Annotated in this window: 19 protein-coding genes and 1 riboswitch; of the genes, 15 read left to right on the top strand and 4 right to left on the bottom strand. The window is 75.6% G+C overall.

Annotated features, from left to right (window positions below; all coding sequences use genetic code 11):
- Nucleotides 1-9: 9 nt before the first annotated feature.
- From QSK22_RS18665 to QSK22_RS18690, 6 genes are all read left to right on the top strand, one after another.
- Nucleotides 10-180 carry a hypothetical protein gene (locus QSK22_RS18665; protein WP_285495492.1) on the top strand — a complete coding sequence of 57 codons (171 nt, stop codon included), beginning with the start codon at nucleotides 10-12 and terminating at the stop codon, nucleotides 178-180.
- Nucleotides 177-854 (top strand): ABC transporter ATP-binding protein, encoded by a 678-nt coding sequence (locus QSK22_RS18670; RefSeq protein WP_285495493.1) that lies wholly within the window; start codon nucleotides 177-179, stop codon nucleotides 852-854. The genes QSK22_RS18665 and QSK22_RS18670 overlap by 4 nt, the downstream gene beginning before the upstream one ends.
- The gene (locus QSK22_RS18675; RefSeq protein ID WP_285495494.1) at nucleotides 854-2,866 is read left to right on the top strand and encodes an ABC transporter permease family protein; all 2,013 of its coding nucleotides are present in this window, start codon (nucleotides 854-856) and stop codon (nucleotides 2,864-2,866) included. Before QSK22_RS18670 ends, QSK22_RS18675 begins: the two co-directional genes overlap by 1 nt.
- Nucleotides 2,867-2,919: 53 nt before the next feature.
- The gene (locus QSK22_RS18680) at nucleotides 2,920-3,744 is read left to right on the top strand and encodes a maleylpyruvate isomerase family mycothiol-dependent enzyme (RefSeq protein ID WP_285495495.1); all 825 of its coding nucleotides are present in this window, start codon (nucleotides 2,920-2,922) and stop codon (nucleotides 3,742-3,744) included.
- 187 nt (nucleotides 3,745-3,931) lie between these two features.
- Nucleotides 3,932-4,171 carry a hypothetical protein gene (locus tag QSK22_RS18685; RefSeq protein ID WP_285495496.1) on the top strand — a complete coding sequence of 80 codons (240 nt, stop codon included), beginning with the start codon at nucleotides 3,932-3,934 and terminating at the stop codon, nucleotides 4,169-4,171.
- An 82-nt stretch (nucleotides 4,172-4,253) separates the two neighbouring features.
- Nucleotides 4,254-5,063, top strand: a complete 810-nt coding sequence (locus QSK22_RS18690) for a methyltransferase domain-containing protein (RefSeq protein WP_285495497.1) — start codon at nucleotides 4,254-4,256, stop codon at nucleotides 5,061-5,063.
- A 3-nt stretch (nucleotides 5,064-5,066) separates the two neighbouring features.
- On the opposite strand, the gene QSK22_RS18695 is transcribed toward QSK22_RS18690, so the two are convergent.
- The 4 genes from QSK22_RS18695 to QSK22_RS18710 all read right to left on the bottom strand — a co-directional run bounded on the left by QSK22_RS18695 (nucleotide 5,067) and on the right by QSK22_RS18710 (nucleotide 9,941).
- A complete protein-coding gene (locus QSK22_RS18695) occupies nucleotides 5,067-7,412 on the bottom strand; it encodes a tetratricopeptide repeat protein (RefSeq protein WP_285495498.1) in 2,346 nt (781 codons plus the stop codon).
- Between the two features lie 275 nt (nucleotides 7,413-7,687).
- Nucleotides 7,688-8,704 (bottom strand): LLM class F420-dependent oxidoreductase, encoded by a 1,017-nt coding sequence (locus QSK22_RS18700; RefSeq protein WP_285495499.1) that lies wholly within the window; start codon nucleotides 8,702-8,704, stop codon nucleotides 7,688-7,690.
- A gap of 167 nt (nucleotides 8,705-8,871) precedes the next feature.
- A complete protein-coding gene (locus tag QSK22_RS18705; protein WP_285495500.1) occupies nucleotides 8,872-9,072 on the bottom strand; it encodes a DUF397 domain-containing protein in 201 nt (66 codons plus the stop codon).
- Nucleotides 9,069-9,941: a helix-turn-helix domain-containing protein gene (locus QSK22_RS18710; protein ID WP_285495502.1), complete on the bottom strand. Its 873-nt coding sequence runs from the start codon at nucleotides 9,939-9,941 to the stop codon at nucleotides 9,069-9,071. The genes QSK22_RS18705 and QSK22_RS18710 overlap by 4 nt, the downstream gene beginning before the upstream one ends.
- Before the next feature lie 168 nt (nucleotides 9,942-10,109).
- On the opposite strand from QSK22_RS18710, the gene QSK22_RS18715 reads away from it, so the two are divergent.
- From QSK22_RS18715 to cobJ, 9 genes are all read left to right on the top strand, one after another.
- Nucleotides 10,110-10,607: an ATP-binding protein gene (locus tag QSK22_RS18715; RefSeq protein ID WP_285495503.1), complete on the top strand. Its 498-nt coding sequence runs from the start codon at nucleotides 10,110-10,112 to the stop codon at nucleotides 10,605-10,607.
- A gap of 130 nt (nucleotides 10,608-10,737) precedes the next feature.
- A riboswitch (cobalamin riboswitch) is annotated at nucleotides 10,738-10,890 on the top strand.
- 79 nt (nucleotides 10,891-10,969) lie between these two features.
- Nucleotides 10,970-13,018, top strand: coding sequence for a putative cobaltochelatase (locus QSK22_RS18720; RefSeq protein WP_285495504.1), 2,049 nt, complete (start codon nucleotides 10,970-10,972; stop codon nucleotides 13,016-13,018).
- A gap of 3 nt (nucleotides 13,019-13,021) precedes the next feature.
- On the top strand, nucleotides 13,022-13,624 hold the full coding sequence (gene cobO, locus QSK22_RS18725; RefSeq protein ID WP_285495505.1) for a cob(I)yrinic acid a,c-diamide adenosyltransferase: 603 nt from the start codon (nucleotides 13,022-13,024) through the stop codon (nucleotides 13,622-13,624).
- A 22-nt stretch (nucleotides 13,625-13,646) separates the two neighbouring features.
- Complete coding sequence (locus QSK22_RS18730; RefSeq protein ID WP_285495506.1) at nucleotides 13,647-14,996, top strand: cobyrinic acid a,c-diamide synthase CobB; 1,350 nt, start codon at nucleotides 13,647-13,649, stop codon at nucleotides 14,994-14,996.
- A gap of 23 nt (nucleotides 14,997-15,019) precedes the next feature.
- On the top strand, nucleotides 15,020-16,321 hold the full coding sequence (gene cobI / locus QSK22_RS18735; protein ID WP_285495507.1) for a precorrin-2 C(20)-methyltransferase: 1,302 nt from the start codon (nucleotides 15,020-15,022) through the stop codon (nucleotides 16,319-16,321).
- Nucleotides 16,318-17,136, top strand: a complete 819-nt coding sequence (gene cobM, locus QSK22_RS18740; RefSeq protein WP_285495508.1) for a precorrin-4 C(11)-methyltransferase — start codon at nucleotides 16,318-16,320, stop codon at nucleotides 17,134-17,136. The genes cobI and cobM overlap by 4 nt, the downstream gene beginning before the upstream one ends.
- 16 nt (nucleotides 17,137-17,152) lie before the next feature.
- Entirely contained in the window at nucleotides 17,153-18,376 is a 1,224-nt protein-coding gene (locus tag QSK22_RS18745; RefSeq protein WP_285495510.1) for a cobalt-precorrin-5B (C(1))-methyltransferase, read from the top strand.
- Nucleotides 18,377-18,381: 5 nt separating this feature from the next.
- Entirely contained in the window at nucleotides 18,382-19,671 is a 1,290-nt protein-coding gene (gene cbiE, locus QSK22_RS18750) for a precorrin-6y C5,15-methyltransferase (decarboxylating) subunit CbiE (RefSeq protein WP_285495511.1), read from the top strand.
- The gene (gene cobJ / locus QSK22_RS18755) at nucleotides 19,668-21,422 is read left to right on the top strand and encodes a precorrin-3B C(17)-methyltransferase (RefSeq protein WP_285495513.1); all 1,755 of its coding nucleotides are present in this window, start codon (nucleotides 19,668-19,670) and stop codon (nucleotides 21,420-21,422) included. Before cbiE ends, cobJ begins: the two co-directional genes overlap by 4 nt.
- The last annotated feature ends 51 nt before the right edge of the window (nucleotides 21,423-21,473 follow it).

The following is a 21,473-nucleotide window of genomic DNA, read 5'->3' on the forward strand; positions in this document are numbered from 1 at the left end:
GCTGGTGGCATGAACGCGATGACCTGGATCTACTTGCCGGTGGCGGTGTCGTTCGGGGCGTTCGTCGTCTACGGCGGCATCGTCATGCCCGCCCGCGAGATCGCCGACTCGGTCCGCCACCGCCGCCGGACCCGGCCGCAGGACGGCGGCGCCGCCCGGCACGGGAAGGCCGCGGCGTGACCGAACCGGTTCTCATCGGGGAGGGCCTGATCAAACGCTTCGGCGCCACGGTCGCGCTGGACGGCGTCGGCCTGGCGGTCGGCCGGGCCGAAACGGTGGCGATCATGGGGCCGAGCGGCTCGGGCAAGTCCACCCTCCTGCACTGCCTCGCCGGGATCATGAAGCCGGACGCGGGACGGGTGCTGCTGCTCGGGCAGCGCGTGGACACCCTCGGCGAGCGGCGCCGCAGCGAGCTGCGCCGCACCCGCTTCGGGTTCGTGTTCCAGTTCGGGCAGCTGCTGCCGGAGCTGCCCGCGGTGGAGAACGTCGCGCTGCCGCTCATGCTCGGCGGCACGCCCCGGCGGGAGGCGGTGGCCGCGTCCCGCGCCTGGTTCGGCCCGCTCGGCCTGGCCGGGATGGAGGACCGCCGCCCGGGCGAGCTGTCCGGCGGGCAGGCGCAGCGGGTGGCGATCGCCCGCGCCCTGGTGACGCGTCCCGCCGTGGTGTTCGCCGACGAGCCGACCGGGGCGCTCGACCAGCGCACCGGGCACGAGACGATGCGGCTGCTGGTCGACGCCACGCGGGGCAACGGCGCCTCGCTCGTCTTGGTCACCCACGACCCGAACGTGGCGCGCTGGTGCGACCGCACCGTGGAGGTCCGGGACGGCCGCCTGCTGACCGCGGGAGCGGTGTGATGCCGGCGACCCTGGGACTCGCCTGGCGGCTGCTGCGCGGCGGCGGCCGCCGGGGCATGCTCGGCGCGCTGCTCACCTTCGCCGCCGTGGCCGTGTCGACCGGGCTGCTGCTGCTTGCCGCCGGTGTCAACCACGGCTTCGCGCAACGCGCCGACGCCGATGCCTGGCGGCACCCCGCCGGGATGTCCGAGGGGAGGGCGACGGCTGTGCAGGCGCTGTCCACCGATTACGTCCGCGGTCGGCCCGTCACCGTCGTCGACCTGGCCGCGGTGGACGGACGCGTGCCCGTGCCGCCCGGCATGCCGCACTTCCCGCGCCCCGGCGAGGTGTGGGCGTCCCCGGCGCTGGCCGACCTCATGCGACGGCTGCCGCCCGACCAGCTCGCCGCCCGGTTCCCGAGCCGGACGCCGGCCGGCGTCCTCGGCCGGGACGCGCTCGTCCACCCCGGCGAACTGGTCGCCGTGGTCGGACGCGCCCCCGGCGACCCCGTGATGACCGCCGGCCGTGACGACCGGTCCGTCAGGGAGACCGCCGCGTCGCCGCAGCGCATCGACCACTACGCCACCGGGGCGGTGTCGCCGGTGCCGCAGGTGTACCAGATGCTCGCCGCCGTCGCGTCGGTGCTGATGGTCGTGCCGCTGCTGGTGTTCGGCGGCGCCGCCGCCCGCCTCACCGTCGCCCGCCGCGACCAGCGGCTGGCCGCGCTGCGCCTGGTCGGTGCCACCCCCGGGCAGGTCGTCGCGATCACCGTCGCCGAGGCGGTGCTGACGGCGGTGGCCGGGGCCGTCGCCGGGGCCCTGCTGTACGCCGCGTCCGTCCCTGCGCTGGCCCGGATCACGATCGGCGGCGGACGCTGGTTCGCCGGAGACCTCTGGCCGGACGCGTTGTGGTCGGCCGGGATCCTGGGGGCGGTGCCCGTGCTCGTTGGGATCAGCGCCGTCGTGGGGCTGCGCCGGGTGGTGGTCAGCCCGCTCGGCGTCGCCCGGCGACAGACCCCGCCGGCGCTGCGGGCGGTGCGCGGGCTGCTGCTCGTCGCCGTGCTCGCCGGGTTCGGCGCGGTGGGCGGAAGCCTCACCGGCATGGGCCGCGCCGGGCTGGTCGTGCTGCTGGTGTTCGTGGCACTGGCCTTCCTGGCGATCAACCTGGTGGGGCCGTGGGTGGTGGCGCTGATCGGCCGCCTCACCGTTGCGACCGCCCGGCGCCCCGCCCGGCTGCTGGCGGGCCGGCGCCTGGTCGACGATCCCCGCGCCGCCTGGCGCACCGTCGCCGGGGTCGCGCTGACCGGCTTCGTCGCGGGCTTTCTGTGCCTGCTCAACCCGTCGCAGGCCGCCCTGGACGGCGGGCCGGCGGACCGGCTGGAACTGGCCGTCCCGCCGGACCGGTCGGCGGCCGTGGCCGCGCGGGTGCGCGAGCGGCTGGCCGGCATGTCGGCGCAGGTCACCGTGCGGCACGCCGAGACTTCCGACGACGGCGCCGACATGGGCGACGGGCCGGCGCGCGACGACGTCGTGGCCGCCGCGGTGCCCGGCGGCGCGGCCGCCGTCGACCGCGCCCGCACCGCGCTGACCGGCGTCGTGCCCGGACAGCCCGCCACCACTCCGGCCGACGACCCGACCGCCCGCCACCTGATGGCCGACCTGCGCACCGGCGCGCTGGCCGTGCTGGCGGTGTCGTTCCTGGTCGCGATGACCAGCGCCGGGATCACCGGGGCGTCCGCCGTGCTGGACCGCCGCCAGACCTACGCGATGCTGCGCCTGGCGGGCACCCCGCTGCCGGTGCTGGACCGGGCGCGCCGCCAGGAGACGCTCATCCCGCTCGTCGTCATGGGCGGCGGCTCCCTGCTGACCGGCATGTTCTTCGCGCTGCCGTTCGCAATGGGCGTCGGGACCGCCGGCCTGCTGACGCTGTCGGCGTTCGCGGCGCTCGGCTTCGCCGGGATCTTCGGTGCGAGCGCGCTGAGCCGTCCGCTGCTGCGCTCGGTCACCGCCGACCCGGCGCCCCGCCCGGACTGACACGGCCGCGATGCGCGTGCACCGCCGGGGCCGCACCCGCAACACTCGGAGGCGTGACCGACTTCTCCTGGCTGGGACCGCCCATCGACGCACGGCACCTGTTCGCGCCCGAACGGCGTGCCCTGCTGACCCTGCTGCGGGATCTGGAGCCGACCGACTGGGCGCGCGAGGCCGTGCCCGGCTGGACGGTCAAGGACGTCGCCGCGCACCTGCTCGGCGACGACTACGGCCGGCTGGCGCACGACCGCGACGGCCAGCAGGGGCCCCGGAGCGCGCCCGAGCCCGGCGAGCGGTTCGAGGCGTTCATCCACCGCGCCAACCAGCAGTGGGTGGACGCCGCCGACCGGCTCAGCACCCGCTCCCTCATCGAGACGCTGGAGATGACCGGACGGCAGATCGCCGACCTGTGGCAGCGGTCCGACCCGCACGGGTCGAGCCGACCGGTGACCTGGGCCGGCGCCGACCCCGCCCCGCTGTGGCTGGACTGCGCCCGCGACTACACCGAGTACTGGACGCACCGGCAGCAGATCCGGCTGGCGGTGGGCCTGGCGGACGAGCGTCCGCCCGAACCGCTGCTCGACACCTTCATGCGGGCGCTGCCGCACACGCTGCGGGACGTCGCGGCGGACGAGGGCGCGCAGGTCCAGATGCGTGTCGACGGCCTGGGCGCGTGGACGGCGACCGCCACCGCCGCGGGCTGGTCGCTGGCCCCGCCGCCCACGGCCGCGCCCGCCGCCGTCGTCCGCCTCGACCCGGGCACCGCCTGGCGGCTGTGCGTGCGGATGGTCCACCCCGACGTGGCCGTGGCGCGGGCCCGGATGGAGGGCGACGCGCGGCTCGGCGCCGCCGCCTGCCGCATCCTGTCCATCATCCGCTGACGGAGCGTCAACGGCTCGGACGCGCGTTCGCGCAAATGTCGGAGGCGGCCGCTAGTTTCAGGTGTGTCCGCCGGGTGAGCAGGGAATACAGGTCGAACCGCTGGGCTTGCGACGTACGTATCCACCTGTGACGCCCATTGGCGCGTGGCTTGCTCGACCCTCCGGGCAGCAGGAAGGGGAAGTGGCAGTGAGCGATCCGGCCCGCACGTTCCATCTCACCCGCCCGTGGCTGTACGGCCCCGCCGAACGAACCCTGATCGAGCCCTGGCTGACCACGCTGTCCGGCCAGGTGCTCAACGCCTACGACGAGGTGGACGAGCCCGTCGTCGTCCCGATGCCGGACCGGTCCGACACCGTGCGGGTGCTCGTCCCCACCCGCCTGCTCCGTCCCGAGGAGTACGCGCTGGTGGAGGCGGTGGCCGCCTGATCTCATCTCACATATCAAGACGCATTTCTCAGTACTTGGGCAAGCGGTCTAGGGTGGGGCCTCCGACGACGCAGGAGGCCCCATGTCCGCATCCGGCGCTTACACGCACGGGCACCACCCGACCGTGCTGAGCTCCCACCGGTGGCGCACCGTCGAGAACTCCGCCGCCTACCTGGTGGAGCATCTGCGTCCCGGAGCCCGCGTGCTCGACGTGGGCTGCGGGCCCGGCACCATCACCGTCGGCATGGCCGAACTGGTGGCGCCCGGACACGTCACCGGGCTGGACGCCGCCGAGGAGGTGGTGCGGGAGGCCGGCCGGTTCGCCGCCGAACGCCAGGTCGGCAACGTCACCTTCGTGACCGGCGACGTCTACGCGCTCGACTTCCCCGACGACACGTTCGACATCGTCCACGCCCACCAGGTGCTGCAGCACCTCGCCGACCCGGTGCGCGCGCTGCGCGAGATGCGCCGGGTGTGCCGGCCCGGCGGCGTGGTGGCCGCCCGCGACGCCGACTTCGGCACCATGGCCTGGTACCCCGAGCCGCCCGGCATGGCCGCCTGGCTGCCCGTCTACTACGCGGTGGCGCGCGGCAACGGCGGCGAGCCGGACGCCGGGCGGCGCCTGGTGTCCTGGGCCCGGCAGGCCGGCCTGACCGACATCACCGCCACCGCGTCCGGCTGGTGCTTCGCCACTGCCGAGGAGCGCCGGTGGTGGAGCGAGTCGTGGGGCGGGCGCATGCTCCGCTCGTCGGTCGCCGACACCGCCGTCGCCCGGGGCCACGCCACCCGCGACGACCTGCACCGCATCCATCAGGGCTGGCAGGAGTGGGCCGGCGCCGAAGACGGCTGGTTCGCCGTCACCCACGGGGAGATCGTCTGCCGCGTCGGCTGACGGTCACCGGCGGCGGCGCGGCGTCATGACGCGGCCGATCGCCTTGCGGGCCACCGCGAACGCCGCCGCCACCGCCGGATCGGGATGGTTGCGGCCCTTGCGCCAGTACCGCTGGGCGAGCCGCCGGTTGCCGGACGAGGCGTAGACGCGCCCCAGATGCGCGTACGCGGCCCCGACCATCTCCGGCGTCGCGGCGTCGGAGGCGAGCACCCGGTGCAGGGCGTCCTCGGCGTCCTCCGGCGGCTGCACCAGGCACCCGAGATGGAACGCCGCCTCCACCGCCACCGCCGGATCATCCGCATCGAGCGCCGCCTCATAGGCGTCGAGCGCGGCGCGCATGTCGAGGAACCGCCCGGCCAGCCCGCCGAGCACCAGCGCCGCGCGCGGCGCGTGCTCGGGATGGCCGATATCGATGACGCGCTGGAACGCCCGCGCCGCCGACACCGCCGAGAACCGCTGCGAATGGACGATGCCGGCCTCGTACCAGGCCCGCGACGCCACCTCCGCGTCTCCGAGCTCGGCCGCCAGCTCCCACAGCGCCAGCGCCGAGCGCCCCTCGCCGCACACCTCGCTGGCGACCACGCCGAGGTTGAAGGCGATCTGCGCCGCCTGGGGGCCGCCGCGCTGGACATGGTCGAGGCACGCCTCGCGCACCCGCTCGACGAGGTCGTCGCGTCCGATCCGGCACAGGAACCGGGCCGCGGGGACCACGGCCTCGGCCACCCCCTCCTCGGCGACATCGGCGACGGCCTCGTCCTCGAACACCCCGACGCAGGCGTTCACGTACCGGTCCAGTTCGGCGTCGGTCTGGGCGAGCCTGACGAGCTTGGCCGCCGCCAGCACGGCGTAGCGGGGCGCGCGCCCGGCCAGCGCGCCGACGTAGGCAGACACCGCCGCCTCCTCGTCCCCGGCCTGCTCGGAGATCAGCCCGGCGCAGTAGGCCGCCCACTCGCGCGTCGGGCTGGCGGCCTCGTTCATCAGATGCCGCATGAGCGGTCCGACGCCCGGTATCGCCCACGGCCCGCCCGGCCGCATCCCGTCCCCGATCGCCACGGCGATCAGGTGGGCGGCCTGGCGGGTCACCGGGTCGGGGCTGCGCAGCACCTCCGCGAACAGCCGGGCGGCCTCGTCGTCGTCCCCGCGGGCGATTGCGAACTGCGCCTGCAGGACGTGCGCCTGCGCCATGTCCTGCGGCTGCAGCCCGACCGGATGCCGCCTGGCCTCGTCCAGCAGCGCCTGCGCCGCCTCCTCGTCGCCGCGCGCCAGCCGCACCCGGGCCAGCTGGAGCTTCAGCCGCGGCGCGAACAGGTACTCGCGCTCGATCGCCTCGGTCAGCAGCCGCTCGGCCTCCTCCAGCTCGCCCCGCAGCGCGAACAGCACCGACAGCTCCACCACGGCGTCGGCCGTGTGGAACGGCGAGTCCCACGCGATGATCCGTTTGAGCACGCGCTCGGCCTCGCCGGTCTCGCCGGCGCGCCGCAGCAGCCCGGCCAGCGCCAGCCCGTCGTAGGGCGCGGTCAGCGCGTCCCCCCACTCGAAGGCGATCCGCATGGCCTCGATGACGCCCTGTTCGTCGCCGAGGCGTTCGCGCAGCCCCGCCAGCTTGTGCGCGGCCCGCGCCGTCACCTCGCGGTGGCCCGCGGCGACCGCCTTCTCCAGCAGGGCGCGCGCCCGGTCGGGGGCCTGCTCGCGGCACAGGTCGGCCAGCGCCAGCATCGCCCGCGGCGCGGTCGCGAAGTGGTCCTCGCGCAGGATCCGCTCCAGCGCGGCGCGCGCCGCCGGCACGTCGCCGTCCTGCAGCAGCGCCTCGGCCAGGTACCAGCGGGCCACGGCCGCCGCGTCGGCGTCGTCGCTGTGCGCGGCCTGCCGCCAGGCCCGCCGGGCCAGCTCCCTGTCGCCGCGCCGGGCGTACCACGCCGTCTTGCCGATCGCCACCGCCTCCAGCGGTGTCACCCGCGCCAGGCGCTCGGCGCCCTCGTCGGCCGTCGGCAGCGCCGGCAGCAGCACCCGGCCGACCTGGTCGGCGAGCGCGTAGCGCCCCGGGCCGTCGGGGACCAGCAGCGCCGGTTCGGTGCACGCCTCGTCCAGCGCCTCGGCGAACTCTTCTCGGGTCAGCGCCGGATGCGGCCGCAGCGCGGCCATGCGCCGCGCCGCCTGCGGATAGAGCCTGTCGGCGGGGACCGACGTGCCTGCCGCCTGCCACCAGTCGAACATCGCCATCACCGTGGCGTAGCAGGCGGGGCACTCGGTCAGGGCCGCGTCGAGCCGCCGCCTGAGCCTGCCCGCCAGTTCGAGCTCGTCCTCGTACTGCCGGAGCGGATCGCTCCACATGTCCCCGCCGGTTCCCATGGCAGCTCCTTCGGAGAACGCTACGTGACCAGAGAGATGCTCTCCGCATCGACGCTACGCCGCGCCGCCGCCGCCCGCGGCGTGATCCGCCGAACCGGTCGCGGTGAACGCGGCGTTTTCTTCCCGCCCGCCCGCACCGTGCGATAGTGACAAAAGGGGCTTATCGGGCAAACCTTGGACCTGGCGGGCGGCGACGTGCTGCCCGCACGGAGGGGTGGGCGGTCCGGGAGGCGGCCGACCGGAGCGGTGCCGGTGGGCCCTGCCGGTGGACGCTGCTAGTGGACGAGGTCGCGCAGGGCGCGGAGGGTGGGCTCGTCGCGGACGCCGGCGATCAGCAGGGTGGTCACGGGGCTGTCGCGCCACAGCTGGAGGCGTTCCTTGATGCGGCCGATGGGGCCGAGCAGGGAGATCGCGTCGGCCAGCTCGTCCGGCACGGCCTTGACCGCCTCGTCGCGGCGGCCGTCCAGGAACAGCTCCTGGACGCGGGCGGCCTGCTCGGCGTAGCCCAGCCGGCCGATCAGGTCGAGGTGGAAGTTGCGGTCGCGGGCGCCCATGCCGCCGATGTAGAACGCCAGCGGCACCTTGGCGAACTCCAGTGCCGCGGGCAGGTCGTCGGTGACGATCGTGGTGACGGTGGCGGCGATCTCGAAGCCCGGCGGGCGGCCCGCCAGCGACGCGCCGAACAGCGGTTCGATCTTGGCCGGGTCGACGAACAGCGGCAGCCAGCCCTGGGCGAGCTCGGCGGCGAGCGCGACGTTCTTCGGGCCCTCGGCGCCGAGGTAGACGGGGATGTCGGGACGCACCGGGTGCACGATCGACTTCAGCGGCTTGCCCAGCCCGGCGCCGCCCGGGTAGGGCAGCGGGTAGTGCGGGCCCGGGCTGGTCACGGGGGCCTCGCGGCGCCAGACCTGGCGCATGATGCCGATGTACTCGCGGGTGCGCGCGAGCGGCTTGGGGAACGGGGCCCCGTACCAGCCCTCCACGACCTGCGGTCCGGACGCGCCCACGCCCAGGATCAGCCGCCCGCCCGACAGGGCGTCGAGGGTGAGGGCGTGCATGGCGGTCGCGACGGGGGTGCGCGCCGACAGCTGCGCCACGGCGGTGCCCAGTTTGATCCGCTTGGTGCGGGCGGCGTACCAGGTCAGCGGGGTGAAGGCGTCCGAGCCGTACGCCTCGGCGGTGAACACCGCGTGGTAGCCGAGCCGGTCGGCGGCCTGCACCGTCTCGGTCTGGTCGTCGGGGTCGCGCTGCCAGTAGCCGACGTTGATGCCGAGCTTGAGGTCCGCGGTCACAGTGGCACCCTCCGGGGTCGTTGGCGCACCGCGATACTAGAACAGGTTCTACTTTGCGGGGAAGGCGGCTCCGGGCAGCGGCCGGGGCCGCGACCGGCGGCCGCGGCCCCGGACGACGGCGCGTCGGCGGGCCCGGGCAGGGCGGGCGGACGGACGCGCCGGGCGGACTATGCGGTGCGTGCGGTGCCGAGCAGGGCCTGCCAGCCCTTCGCGGACAGGATCAGCGCCGGACCGGACGGGTCCTTGGAGTCGCGTACCGCATGCAGGCCGTCCGACAGCGCGGCCACTTCGACGCACTGGTCTCCGCTGCCGCTGTATGAGGACGTGCGCCAGTGGGCGCGGGCGAGTTCGCGTTGCAGGTTGTTCACAGGCTGCTCCCTGCTGCCTCGATGATGAGGTGCGCGGAATCCTCGGGGGACAATGCCGCCTCGACGATGCGGTCGAAGCGACGCCTGTGTACGCCTGTTTCCTCTGCGCTTTCAACGTAAACGTCACCCATGGTGCCTTCGACGTAGGCGATATCGGGGTCTGCCGGGTCCGGAAAGGACAGGATCGTGAACCGCCCGTCAAGCCCCGCGTGCTCACCCGCGGCGTACGGCAGCACCTGCACCGTGACGTTGGGTCGCTCCGACATGACGGCCAGTTTCCTGAGCTGGGCGTTCATCACCGAAGCCCCGCCGAGCGGCCGGTGCAGCACCGCCTCGTCCAGCACCACGTGCAGCAGCGGCGCGTCCTTACGGTCGAGCAAGTTTTGCCGTACCTTGCGCGCGGCGATGCGGCGCTCGATCTCCGTCTGCCCGGGCAGCATCCGCCCGGCGGTGATGACCGCGCGGGCGTACTCCTCGGTCTGCAGCAGCCCGTGCACCAGCTGCGGGTCCCAGGTGCGGATGGCGGACGCCGAGTCCTCCAGCGCGACGTAACTTCCGGCGAAAACGTCGGCGTAAGCGGTCCACCAGCCGCGCTGGCCCGCATCGCGCGCCAGCGTGATCAGGGCGTCCCGTTCGGGGCTGGGCACCCCGTACAGCTCCAGCATGCGGGCGACGTCGGCGACTTTCGGCCGGGTCTGCCCCGTCTCCACCCGCGACACCGTGGCCCGCGACCAGTCGAGCCGGTCCGCCACGTCCTGCAACGTCAGGCCCAGGTTCTCGCGCAGCCGGCGCAGCTCCCGGGCCAGCCGACGACCTCGTACGGTCGGCCGATATGTCATGAGGGCAGAGTCTGTCGTTTCGGTCGGCACCTCTCAACGCAATTGCCGAAGCCGGTAAGGGCAATCTCGCCAAGGGTGTTGCGCGAATGAGATTCTCACGCGAGGCTCATGGAAGAGTAACCGCGGGGGGACCCACAGTAACGGGACGATTGATGACCGCGTAGTCGGCCGACACCTCTTTTGATCGCGGGAGGGCCCGTGCACAGGACGACAGAACTCATTCACGACATTTCGCCGCCGTGTGCGGTGCCGGGCGGGGAGCCCGGCATCCGCGAGGGCTGGGCCTGGTCCCTGCCGCGCGGCCCGGCGTGCGCCCGCCATGCCCGGGCGCTCCTGGCCGAGACGCTCGCCGACCTGGGAGTGCCCCGCGACCCGATCGCCGACGCCAAGCTGATGGTGAGCGAGCTGGCCACCAACGCCTACCAGCACGCCGCCGACTACGGCCCGCACGAACTGTGGCTGGCGGTCGACGGCGACGCGCAGCCGCCCGCGGAGATCCGCTGCGCGGTGTTCGACGCCTACGCCGACGCCCGGCTGCCCGGCTACTCGTGGACGTCCGGCGACTGCGGCCGGGGCCTGAGCATCGTCGCCCAGATGTCGCAGGGCCGCTGGGGCCTGGTGCACACGCTGTCGCGCCTGGGCACGCCCGTGCCGGGCAAGGCCGTGTGGTTCGCCGTGCGCACCCGCGCCGCCTGACGCCCCGGCCCCCGGGCGTCTCGGGCCCCTCGGCGCCCAGGCCGTCCCGCGACCCGACGTAGGGCATTTCACGTGGTCGCCGCTTGGGCGGTTCAGGGGGTATGTCATGCTGTGCAGTCGACGGACGCGGAGGAACCCGGTGTGAATCCGGGGCTGTGCCCGCAACTGTGACCGGGGAGTTCTCCCCCGCGCACGGCCACGGCGGCGACGCTGGAAGGCCGGGGGAGCGGTGCCGACCCTGACGGGGCCGGCGCCGGAACGTCGATCCGGGAGCCAGGAGACTCCGGCCGTCGCAGCCGACCGCCACGGGCGTGGACACCCGAGGGGAAAGGATGACGACGCATGCCCCGTCTGATGGGCCGATGAGCCGCCCGGCCGCCGAAGAAGAGACGGCCCCCCGCACCCCCCGCTACCCGTTCTCCGCCGTCGTCGGGATGGCCGACCTCAAGCTCGCGCTGCTGGTCAACGCGGTGTCACCGGGAGTGGGCGGGGTGCTGGTGCGCGGCGAGAAGGGCACCGCCAAGTCGACGATCGTGCGGGCGCTCGCCGGGCTGCTGCCGCCGGTGCGGGTGGTGGACGGCTGCCGGTTCTCCTGCGACCCGGACGCCCCCGACCCCGCCTGCCCCGACGGCCCGCACACCGGGCACGGCGCGCGGCGCCGGCCCGCCCGCCTGGTGGAGCTGCCCGTCGGCGCGTCCGACGACCGGCTCACCGGCTCGCTCGACGTCGAACGGGCCCTCACCGAGGGCGTGAAGGCGTTCGAGCCGGGCCTGCTGGCCGCCGCGCACCGCGGGGTGCTGTACGTCGACGAGGTGAACCTGCTGCACGACCACCTGGTCGACCTGCTGCTGGACGCCGCCGCGATGGGCGAGTCGCACGTCGAGCGCGAGGGCGTGTCGGTGCGGCACGCGGCGCGGTTCCTGCTGGTCGGCACCATGAACCCGGAGGAGGGCGAGCTGCGCCCGCAGCTGCTGGACCGCTTCGGGCTCACCGTCGAGGTCGCCGCCACCCGCGACCCGGACGAGCGCGCCGAGGTGGTGCGGCGCCGGCTGCGCTACGAGCAGTCCCCGGCCGACTTCGCCGCCGCGTGGGCCGCGGAGGAGGAGGCGCTGGCCGCCCGCATCGCCGCCGCGCGCGACCGGCTGCCCCGGGTGGAGCTGACCGACGCGGCGCTGCGCCAGATCACCGCCGTGTGCGCCGCGTTCGAGGTGGACGGGCTGCGCGCCGACCTGGTGACCGCGCGGGCCGCGATCGCGCTGGCCGCCTGGCACGGCCGCACGCAGGTGAGCACCGAGGACGTGCGCACGGCGGCGCGGCTGGCCCTGCCGCACCGGCGCCGCCGCGACCCGTTCGACGCCCCCGGCCTCGACACCCGCAAGCTGGACGAGGTGCTCGACGCGCACGACGACCGGCCGCCCGAACCCCCCGACGGCGACGGGCCGCCCCCGCCCGGCGGGCCCGGCGGCGGGCCGTCCGGCACGTCACCGGACGCCCCGTCCGCCGACGCCCCGCAGGCGGGCGGCGCCGGCGGCGAGCCTGACACCGGCGACCCGGACGCCGGCGGCTCGGGTGGGGCCGGTGCGCGGCGCGAGGACGAGCCCGCGCCCGCCGACGCCGCCTACCGGCCGCGCCTGTTCACCGTCCCCGGCACCGGCACCGGCGCGCCCGGCCGCCGCTCCAAGGCGCGCAGCCCGCACGGCCGCGTCAGCGGCGCCCGCCCCGGCTCCCGCGGCCTGCACCTGACCGCCACGCTGCGCGCCGCCGCACCGCACCAGCGCGCCCGCGGCCGCACCGGGCCCGGCCTGGTCGTCGCCGCCGAGGACCTGCGCGAGGCGGTGCGGGACGGACGCGAGGGCAACCTCGTGCTGTTCGTCGTCGACGCCAGCGGGTCGATGGCCGCGCGGCAGCGGATGCGCGCGGTGAAGGGGGCGGTGCTCAGCCTGCTGCTGGACGCCTACCAGCGCCGCGACAAGGTCGGCCTGATCACCTTCCGGGGGCGGGACGCCGCGCTGGTGCTGCCGCCGACCTCGTCGGTCGAGGCGGGCGCGCGCCGCCTGGAGCGGCTGCCCACCGGCGGCCGCACCCCGCTGACCGCCGGGCTGCTGCGCGCCGCCGAGGTGCTGCGCGTCGAGCGGCTGCGCGACCCGTCCCGGCGTCCGCTGCTGGTCGTGGTGACCGACGGCCGCGCCACCCACGGACCCGATCCGTCCGCCGCCGCGGCCCGGCTCGCCGGCGTGGCCTGCGTCGTGGTCGACTGCGAGACGGGGCCGGTGCGCCTGGGGCTGGCGGCCGAGCTGGGCGGGCGGCTGGGCGCGCAGGTGGTCCGGCTGGACGAGCTGGCCGCCGGGTCCCTCGCCGGAATCGTCCGGGACGCCCGGACGGCGCCCGCCCGCATGAGAAGGGGGGCCTAGGCGATGCCGCAGGGGAAGCCGGTTCAGGTGCCCGACGACGGGCTGACGACGCGGCAGCGCCGCAACCGGCCGCTGGTGATCGTGCACACCGGGCCCGGCAAGGGCAAGTCCACCGCCGCGTTCGGGCTGGCGCTGCGGGCCTGGAACCAGGGCTGGCCGATCGGGGTGTTCCAGTTCGTCAAGTCCGCCAAGTGGCGCATCGGCGAGGAGCGGGCGCTGCGCGTGCTCGGCGACAGCGGCGAGGGCGGCCCGGTGACCTGGCACAAGATGGGCGAGGGCTGGTCGTGGATCCGCCGCCCCGGCACCGAGGCCGACCACGCGGCCGATGCGCGCGAGGGCTGGGAGCAGATCAAACGCGACCTGGCCGCCGAGACCTACCGGCTGTACGTGCTGGACGAGTTCACCTACCCGATGAAGTGGGGCTGGGTGGACGTCGACGACGTCATCGCCGCGCTCCGCAAGCGGCCGGGGCGGCAGCACGTGGTCATCACCGGGCGGGACGCCGATCCGCGGCTGGTGGAGTTCGCCGACCTGGTCACCGAGATGGGCAAGGTCAAGCACCCGATGGACCGCGGCCAGAAGGGCCAGAAGGGCATCGAATGGTGAGCGCGCCCGCGGGGGGTGCGGCATGAGCGTCCCCCGTCTGGTGGTCGCGGCGCCCGCCTCGGGGAGCGGCAAGACGACCGTCGCCACGGGGCTGATGGCGGCGCTGGCGGCACGGGGCCTGGCGGTGTCCCCCCACAAGGTGGGGCCGGACTACATCGACCCGGGGTACCACGCGTTGGCGACCGGACGTCCCGGCCGCAACCTCGACCCCTGGCTGACGTCCGAGGAGCTCGTCGCGCCGCTGCTGCTGCACGGCGCGGCAGGGGCGGACGTGGCGGTCATCGAGGGCGTCATGGGCCTGTACGACGGTTTCGCCGGCGCCGGCGTGGACGACTCCGGGGGAGACTTCGCCTCCACCGCCCACGTCGCCGCGCTGCTGGACGCGCCCGTCGTGCTGGTGGTGGACGCGGCGGCGGCGTCGGGCCGCTCCGTGGCGGCCACCGTGCACGGCTTCCGCACGTTCGGCAACGTGCGGTTCGGCGGGGTCGTCCTCAACCGGGTCGGGTCGGACGCGCACGAGCGGATGTGCCGCGACGCCCTCGCCGACGTCGGCCTGCCCGTGCTGGGCGCGCTGCGGCGGCACGACGACATCGCCACCCCGTCCCGGCACCTGGGGCTCGTCCCGGCGGCGGAACGCGACGCCGACGCGGTCGCCACGGTGCGGCGCATGGGGGAGCTGGTCGCCGAATCCTGCGACCTGGACGCCGTCCTGGCGGTGGCGCGTTCCGCCCCGCCGCTGGCCGCCGCCCCCTGGGAGCCCCCGGCCGCGGAGCAGGTGCCGGGGCGTCGGCCGAGGATCGCGGTCGCCGGAGGCCCGGCGTTCACGTTCGGCTACGCCGAGAACGAGGAGCTGCTGGAGGCGGCGGGCGCGGAGGTCGTCCGGTTCGACCCGCTGCGCGACGAGCACCTGCCGCCCGGCACCCGGGGCGTGGTGATCGGCGGCGGGTTCCCCGAGATGTACGCCGCGGAGCTGTCGGCCAACGAGCCGCTGCGCCGCGAGCTGGCGTCGTTCACCGGCCCCGTCTACGCCGAGTGCGCGGGCCTGCTGTACCTGGCGCGCGAGCTGGACGGCGCGCCCATGTGCGGGGTGCTGGGGGACGTGACCGCGACGATGGCCCCGCGGCTGACGCTGGGCTACCGGTCGGCGGTCGCGGTGTCGGACTCGGTGGTGGCGCGCACGGGCGAGCGGGTGCGCGGGCACGAGTTCCACCGCACCGTCACCGACCCCGGCCACGGCCCCACCCCGGCGTGGCAGTGGTCGCCGTCCGGGCCGGAGGGGTTCGTGCAGGGGGCGTGCGTCGCGTCCTACCTGCACCTGCACTGGGCCGGAGCGCCGCACTTGGCGCGGAGGATGGTGGACTCGTGCCGATGACGTCGATCAGCGGGAGCGGACCGGTGAAAAGCGCCTTCCGCCAACCCGTCCGCCTCGAAGGGGAGCGGGTGGTGGTGCGTCCGTTCGAGCCGGACGACGCCGCCGCCCTCATCGACGTGGTCAGGGCGGGCGAGGACATCCTGCCGCCGACCTTCCCGCGCGAGCCGAACCCCGACACCCTGGCCCCGTGGCCGGACGGACAAGTGCACCTTCCCCAGCGGGAGGGCACCGGCGTCCACTTCGCGGTGACCGACCGCGCCACCGGCGGTTTCGCCGGGACGATCGGGCTGTTCCGCGTGGACTGGTCGCAGCTCACCTGCGAGGTCGGCTACGGCATGCGCCCGTCCTGGCGCGGACGCGGCTACGCCACCGAGGCGCTGACCCTCGTCTCGCGGTGGGCGCTGCGCACCTGCGGCCTGCACCGGATCGAGCTGCGCGCCCCGACCGCCGACCGCGGCTCCCTGCGCGTGGCCGAGAAAAGCGGCTTCCGGCGCGAGGGAGTCGCGCGCGGCGCCGAGCGCGGCATTGACGGCGAGCAGCGGGACCAGGCCGTCTACGCCCTCCTGCGCCCCGACCTGGACGACGCGCCGCCCGGGCACCCGCCACGCCTGGTCGGCCTGGGAGTCGGGCCGGGCGACCCGGAGCTGGTCACCGCCAAGGCGGTGCGGATCCTGGGCGAGGCCGACGTGGTGCTGGTCCCGGTGATGTCGCTGGACGAGGAGGGCCGCGCCGAATCGGTCGTCCGCGCCTACACCGGCAAGGCCGAACGGGTCGTGTTCGCGCTGAACGACCGCGGCGGCGTCACCGGACGGCGGGCGGCGGCCTGGGATGGGGCGGCCGACCGCGTCCTGCGCGCCTTCGCCGACGGCGCGCGCACGGTCGCGTTCGCCACCATCGGCGACCCCAACGTCTACTCCACCTTCACCTACCTCGCCCAGACGGTGCGCGAGCGGCGTCCGGACACGGTCGTGGAGACCGTCCCCGGCATCACCGCCATGCAGGACCTGGCGGCGCGTTCGGGCACCGTGCTCGCCGAGGGCGCCGAGTCGGTGGGGCTGGTGCCGCTGACCGGTGGCGTGGCCGCGTTCCGCGCCGCCCTGGACGCCTGCGACACCGTCGTGGCCTACAAGTTCGGCTCGGTCGCCGACGAGGTGATCGGCGCGCTCAAGGACGCGGGACGGCTGGACGACGCCGTCTACGGCGCGCGGCTCGGCCTGCCCGGCGAGGACGTGCGGCCCGCACGCGACCTCGACGGGCCCGTCCCGTACCTGTCCACGCTGATCGTGCCGGGCCGCCGCACCACCCGAGGAGGAAAGATCGCATGACGGGCCCACGGGTGACCGGACGGGTGCTGTTCGTGGGCGCCGGGCCGGGCGCCGCCGACCTGCTGACGTTCCGCGCGGCCCGCGCCATCGCCGCCGCCGACGTGGTGATCTGGGCGGCCAGCCTGGTGCACCCGGACGTGCTGGAGCACGCCCGCCCGGACGCGGAGATCGTCGACTCGGCGCGGCTGCCGATGGAGGGCGTCCTGCCGTACTACGAGCGCGCCGCCGCCGAGGGCCTCACCGTCGCCCGCGTCCACTCCGGCGATCCGGCGCTGTGGGGCGCGCTGCAGGAGCAGCTCGACCGCTGCCGCGAACTGGGCCTGGAGACCGAGGTGATCCCGGGCGTGTCCAGCTTCAGCGCGGTCGCGGCGGCCGTGCAGCGCGAGCTGACCGTCCCGGAGGTGGCGCAGTCGGTGATCCTGACCCGGCTGGGCGGAGGCAAGACGCCGATGCCGCCGGGGGAGGAGGTCCGCGAGTTCGCCCGGCACGGCGCGACCATGGCGCTGTTTCTGTCGGCGGCCCGGTCCGGGCAGCTGCAGGACGAGCTGCTGGAGGGCGGCTACCCCGAGGACACCCCCTGCGTGGTGGCCTACCGCTGCACCTGGCCGGACGAGCTGGTGCTCCGCTGCACGCTGGGCGAGCTGGCCGCCACCGTCAAGGCGCACAAGCTGTGGAAGCACACGCTGGTGCTGGTCGGCCCCGCCCTGGCCGCCGAGGGCACCCGCTCGCACCTGTACCACCCCGGTCATTTCCACGGTTTCCGGCGCGCCGAGCCCGCGGCCCGCCGCCGGCTCCGAGAGGCTCGACGCCCATGATCTGCGGAGGGCGGCCATGAGCGACGACGGCAGGGAGCTTCGGGAACCGGACCTGCCGCGCACGATGAAGGCGCGGCGGAAGGCGCTGCGGACGGGCTGGACGACCGGCACGTGCGCGTCGGCGGCGGCCAAGGCGGCGACGCGGCTGCTGCGCGGCGGGGATCCGCCCGGGTACGTGGAGGTCGCGCTGCCGTCCGGCAACCGGGTCACGTTCCGGGTGGAGGAGGCCGGCGTGGACGCCGGGCGCGGCCGGGCGCGGGCGGTGGTGGTCAAGGACGCCGGCGACGACCCAGACGTCACGCACGGCGCGCACATCACCGCGGACGTGTCGTGGCGGGGCGAGCCGGGCCTGGACCTGGACGGCGGCGAGGGCGTCGGCGTGGTCACCAAACCGGGCCTGGGCCTGGAGCTCGGCGGCCCGGCGATCAACCCCGTCCCGCGCAAGATGATCACGCAGGCGGTGGCGGAGGCGCTGGCCGGCGCGCCGCTGGACGGCCCGCCCGACCCGCGCGCGGTCGCCGACCCCGCGACCGGGCGGGGCGTCCGCGTGGTGATCTCGGTGCCCGAAGGGGAGCGGATGGCGCGCAAGACCACCAACCGGCGCCTGGGCATCCTCGGCGGCATCTCCATCCTCGGCACGACCGGCATCGTCCGGCCGTTCTCCACCGCGTCGTGGCGGGCCAGCGTCGAGCAGGCGGTGTCGGTCATGGCGGCGCAGGGCGAGACGACGCTGGTGCTGTGCACGGGCGGCCGCACCGAGAAGGGCGCGATGAGGCTGCTGCCGCGCCTGCCCGAGGTGTGCTTCGTGGAGGTCGGCGACTTCACCGGGGCGGCGCTGCGCCGCGCGGTCGAGCACGGGCTGACGCAGGTGGTGTTCGTCGGCATGGCGGGCAAGCTCACCAAGCTCGCCTCCGGGGTGCTGATGACGCACTACACGCGCTCGCGCATCGACACCGGCCTGCTCGGCGAGATCACCGCGGCGATGGGCGGGCCGCCGGAACTGGCCGAGCGGGTCGCCGCCGCCAACACCGCCCGGCACGCCTACGAGCTGTGGGAGGAGGCCGGGCTGCTGGGGCCGTGCGGGCGGGAGCTGTGCCGCCGCGTCGCCGGGGTGCTGGAGCGCTTCGCCGCCGAGGCCGCCGGCGGGGGCCGCAGCCCGATCGCCGCCCAGGTGGTGCTGGTCGACTTCACCGGCGAGCGCATGGTCGGCATGTACGGGCGGGTGGCGCGGCAGCGGTGAAAGCCATGATCACGGTGATCGGATACGACGGGTCGCCGCTGCCCGACGCGGCCCGCACCGCCCTGGAGGGCGCTGCGCTCGTCGTGGGCGGCGCCCGGAACCTGGCGGCCGTCCCCGTTCCCGACACGGCCCGCCGCGTCGTCCTGGGCGACCTCGCCGCCGCCCTGGACGAGATCGACGCCGCCGGGGCCGAGACGAACGTCGCGGTGGTGGCCAGCGGCGACCCGGGGTTCTTCGGCATCGTGCGGGCGCTGCGGGAGCGGGGGCACCGCCCGCTCGTGCTCCCGGCGCTGTCGTCGGTGGCGCGGGCGTTCGCGCGCGCCGGACTGCCCTGGGACGATGCGCTGGTGGTGTCCGCGCACGGACGCCAGTCGCGCCGCGCCGTGAACGCGTGCCGGGCCCACCCCAAGGTCGCCGTGCTGACCGCCCCGGGCTTCGGGCCCGCCGAACTGGCGCGCGAGCTGTTCCCCCAGACGCCCCGCACGTTCGTGGTGTGCGAGAACCTGGGCGAGCCCGACGAACGCGTGGTGCACGTGCGTCCCGCCGAGGCCACCACGCGGCCCTGGCGCGACCCCAATGTCGTGCTGGTGCTGGACCCGTCCCGTTCGGTCGGCGCCAAGGGATGGATCGCCGGGACGCCGCCGGGCCCCGCGGGCTGGGCGCTGCCGGAGGAGGCGTTCGACCACCGCGACTCGATGGTGACCAAGGCGGAGGTGCGGGCGTTCGCACTGGCCAAGCTCGGGCCGCGCGTGGGCGACATGGTGTGGGACGTGGGCGCCGGCAGCGGTTCCGTGGCGATCGAATGCGCCCGCTTCGGCGCCGCCGTGGTGGCCGTCGACCGGGACGCGGCGTCGTGCGAACGCATCCGCGCCAACGTGCGCGCGCACGGGGTGAAGGTCGCCGTGTCCCGGGGGGAGGCCCCCCGCGTGCTGGAGCACCTCCCCGAGCCCGACGCGGTGTTCGTCGGGGGCGGCGGGCCGCAGGTGGTGCGCGCGTGCGCGGCCCGGGCGCTGCGCACCGTCGTCGTCGCGCTGGCGGCCGCGGAACGCCTGCGGCCGACCCTGGACGCCCTCACCGCCGAGGGCCTTACCGCCCAGGCCGTCCAACTCCAGGCCAACCGGCTGTCCCCCCTGCCCGGGGACGTGCACCGCCTGGCCGCGACCAACCCGGTGTTCGTGGTGTGGGGCGACCGCGAGCCGCCCCCCATGCCCTCTGCCCGCAACCACCGCGCGGCGCGCCGCCCCCAGACCATCGCCGAACTTCCGGACGACAGCCACACGAGGAGCGCACAGTGACGATCGGCATAGTCGCGGCCACCGCGGGCGGCCGCACCGCCGCCGACGCGCTCGCCGCCGCCTGGCCCGGCCAGGTGCGCCTGTTCACCGACGTCAAGGCCGCCGACGGGCTGCGCGAGGCGTGGCGGACGTGCGACGCCATCGTCAGCTTCCTGGCCGTGGGCGCGACGGTGCGCGTGCTGGCGCCGCTGCTGGAACGCAAGGCGACCGACCCTGCCGTGGTGTGCGTGGACGAGGGCATGCAGTTCGCCGTCGCTCTGCTCGGCGGCCACCACGGCGCCAACGAGCTCACCCACCGGCTGGCCGGCGTGCTCGGCTGCACCCCCGTCGTCACCACCGCCAGCGACCAGGCCAACGTCACGCCCCTGGACTCCTACGGCGCCGACCTCGGCTTCACCGTGCACAACCCCGACATGCTCCCCTACGTCGGCGCGGCCGTGCTGTCCGGCGAGCCGGTGCTGCTGGAGGGCGCCGACGACTGGCCGCTGCCCCCGCTGCCGCCCAACGTCCGCCCGTGGTTCGACGACGCCGGTCCGTCCGTCGGGATCCTGGTCACCGACGGCGCCGAGATCGAGTGCGTGTGCCACGAGGACTGGTTCGGCAACCGGCTCGTCTACCGGCCCCCGTCGCTGGTCGTCGGCGTCGGGTCGGCGCGCGGCGTCGCCGCCGACGAGATCGACGAGCTGATCGGCCTGGCGCTGGACATACCGGGCCTGGCCGCGGAGTCGGTGCGCTGCCTGGCGACCGTCGACCGCAAGGCCGACGAGGAGGGCATCCTGGAGGCGGCGCGGCGGCGCGGCTGGCAGGTCGTCGCCTACCCGGCCGAGGTGCTCGCCCGCGTCGAGGTGCCCAACCCGTCGCCGGTCGTGGCGGCCGAGGTCGGCACGCCCAGCGTCGCCGAGGCGGCCGCCCTGCACGCGGCCCGCACCTTCGGCCGCGCCGCCGAGCTGGTCACCGAGAAGACCAAGTCGGCCAACGCCACCGCCGCCGTCGCCCGGCTGCGGCCGCGCGGGCGGCTGAGCATCGTCGGGCTCGGACCGGGCGCCCGCGACCTGCTCACCCCGCGCGCCGCCGAGACGCTGCGGCGCTCGTCGGTCGTGGTCGGCCTGGACCAGTACCTCGACCAGGTCCGCGACCTGCTGCGCCCCGGCACGCGCGTGCTCGGCAGCGGGCTCGGCCGGGAGGAGGAACGCGCGCGCACCGCCGTGCGGGAGGCCGCGGCCGGACGCGCCGTCGCGCTCATCGGCTCCGGCGACGCCGGCGTGTACGCGATGGCGAGCCCCGCGCTGGAGATGCTCGCCGCGGAAGGCGCCGCGCACGCCGTGGACGTCGACGGCGTTCCCGGCATCACCGCCGCTGCGGCCGCGTCCGCCCTGCTCGGCGCGCCGCTGGGGCACGACCACGCCTACGTGTCGCTGTCGGACCTGCACACACCCTGGGAGGTCATCGAACGCCGCGTCCACGCCGCCGCCGAGGGCGACTTCACCGTCTGCTTCTACAACCCGCGCAGCCGCGCCCGCGACTGGCAACTGGCCGAGGCGCTGCGCATCCTGGCCGGGCACCGCCCGCCGCACACCCCGGTGGGCCTGGTCCGCAACGCCACCCGCCCGGACGAGTCGGTCACCCTCACCACGCTCGCGGACGTGGACCCCGCGCAGGCCGACATGTACACCGTCGTCCTGGTCGGCTCCAGCCGCAGCCGGGCCATGGCGGGCCGCTTCGTCACCCCCCGGGGCTACCGATGGGCGTAGCAGACGCACCCCGACGGGACGCACGCCGCCGGGGCGCGCGCCGTGACAGGC

This window comes from Actinomadura sp. NBRC 104425 (assembly GCF_030269545.1).
In the GTDB taxonomy this organism is placed as follows: Bacteria; Actinomycetota; Actinomycetes; order Streptosporangiales; family Streptosporangiaceae; genus Spirillospora; species Spirillospora keratinilytica.

Bases quoted from the DNA above. Each gene is read 5' to 3' on its own strand.
- QSK22_RS18665 (WP_285495492.1), top strand. From the start codon at position 10: ATGAACGCGATGACCTGGATCTACTTGCCGGTGGCGGTGTCGTTCGGG.
- QSK22_RS18675 (WP_285495494.1), top strand. From the start codon at position 854: ATGCCGGCGACCCTGGGACTCGCCTGGCGGCTGCTGCGCGGCGGCGGC.
- QSK22_RS18690 (WP_285495497.1), top strand. From the start codon at position 4,254: ATGTCCGCATCCGGCGCTTACACGCACGGGCACCACCCGACCGTGCTG.
- QSK22_RS18695 (WP_285495498.1), bottom strand. From the start codon at position 7,412: ATGGGAACCGGCGGGGACATGTGGAGCGATCCGCTCCGGCAGTACGAG.
- QSK22_RS18720 (WP_285495504.1), top strand. From the start codon at position 10,970: ATGAGCCGCCCGGCCGCCGAAGAAGAGACGGCCCCCCGCACCCCCCGC.
- cobO (WP_285495505.1), top strand. From the start codon at position 13,022: ATGCCGCAGGGGAAGCCGGTTCAGGTGCCCGACGACGGGCTGACGACG.
- QSK22_RS18730 (WP_285495506.1), top strand. From the start codon at position 13,647: ATGAGCGTCCCCCGTCTGGTGGTCGCGGCGCCCGCCTCGGGGAGCGGC.
- cobM (WP_285495508.1), top strand. From the start codon at position 16,318: ATGACGGGCCCACGGGTGACCGGACGGGTGCTGTTCGTGGGCGCCGGG.
- QSK22_RS18745 (WP_285495510.1), top strand. From the start codon at position 17,153: ATGAGCGACGACGGCAGGGAGCTTCGGGAACCGGACCTGCCGCGCACG.
- cbiE (WP_285495511.1), top strand. From the start codon at position 18,382: ATGATCACGGTGATCGGATACGACGGGTCGCCGCTGCCCGACGCGGCC.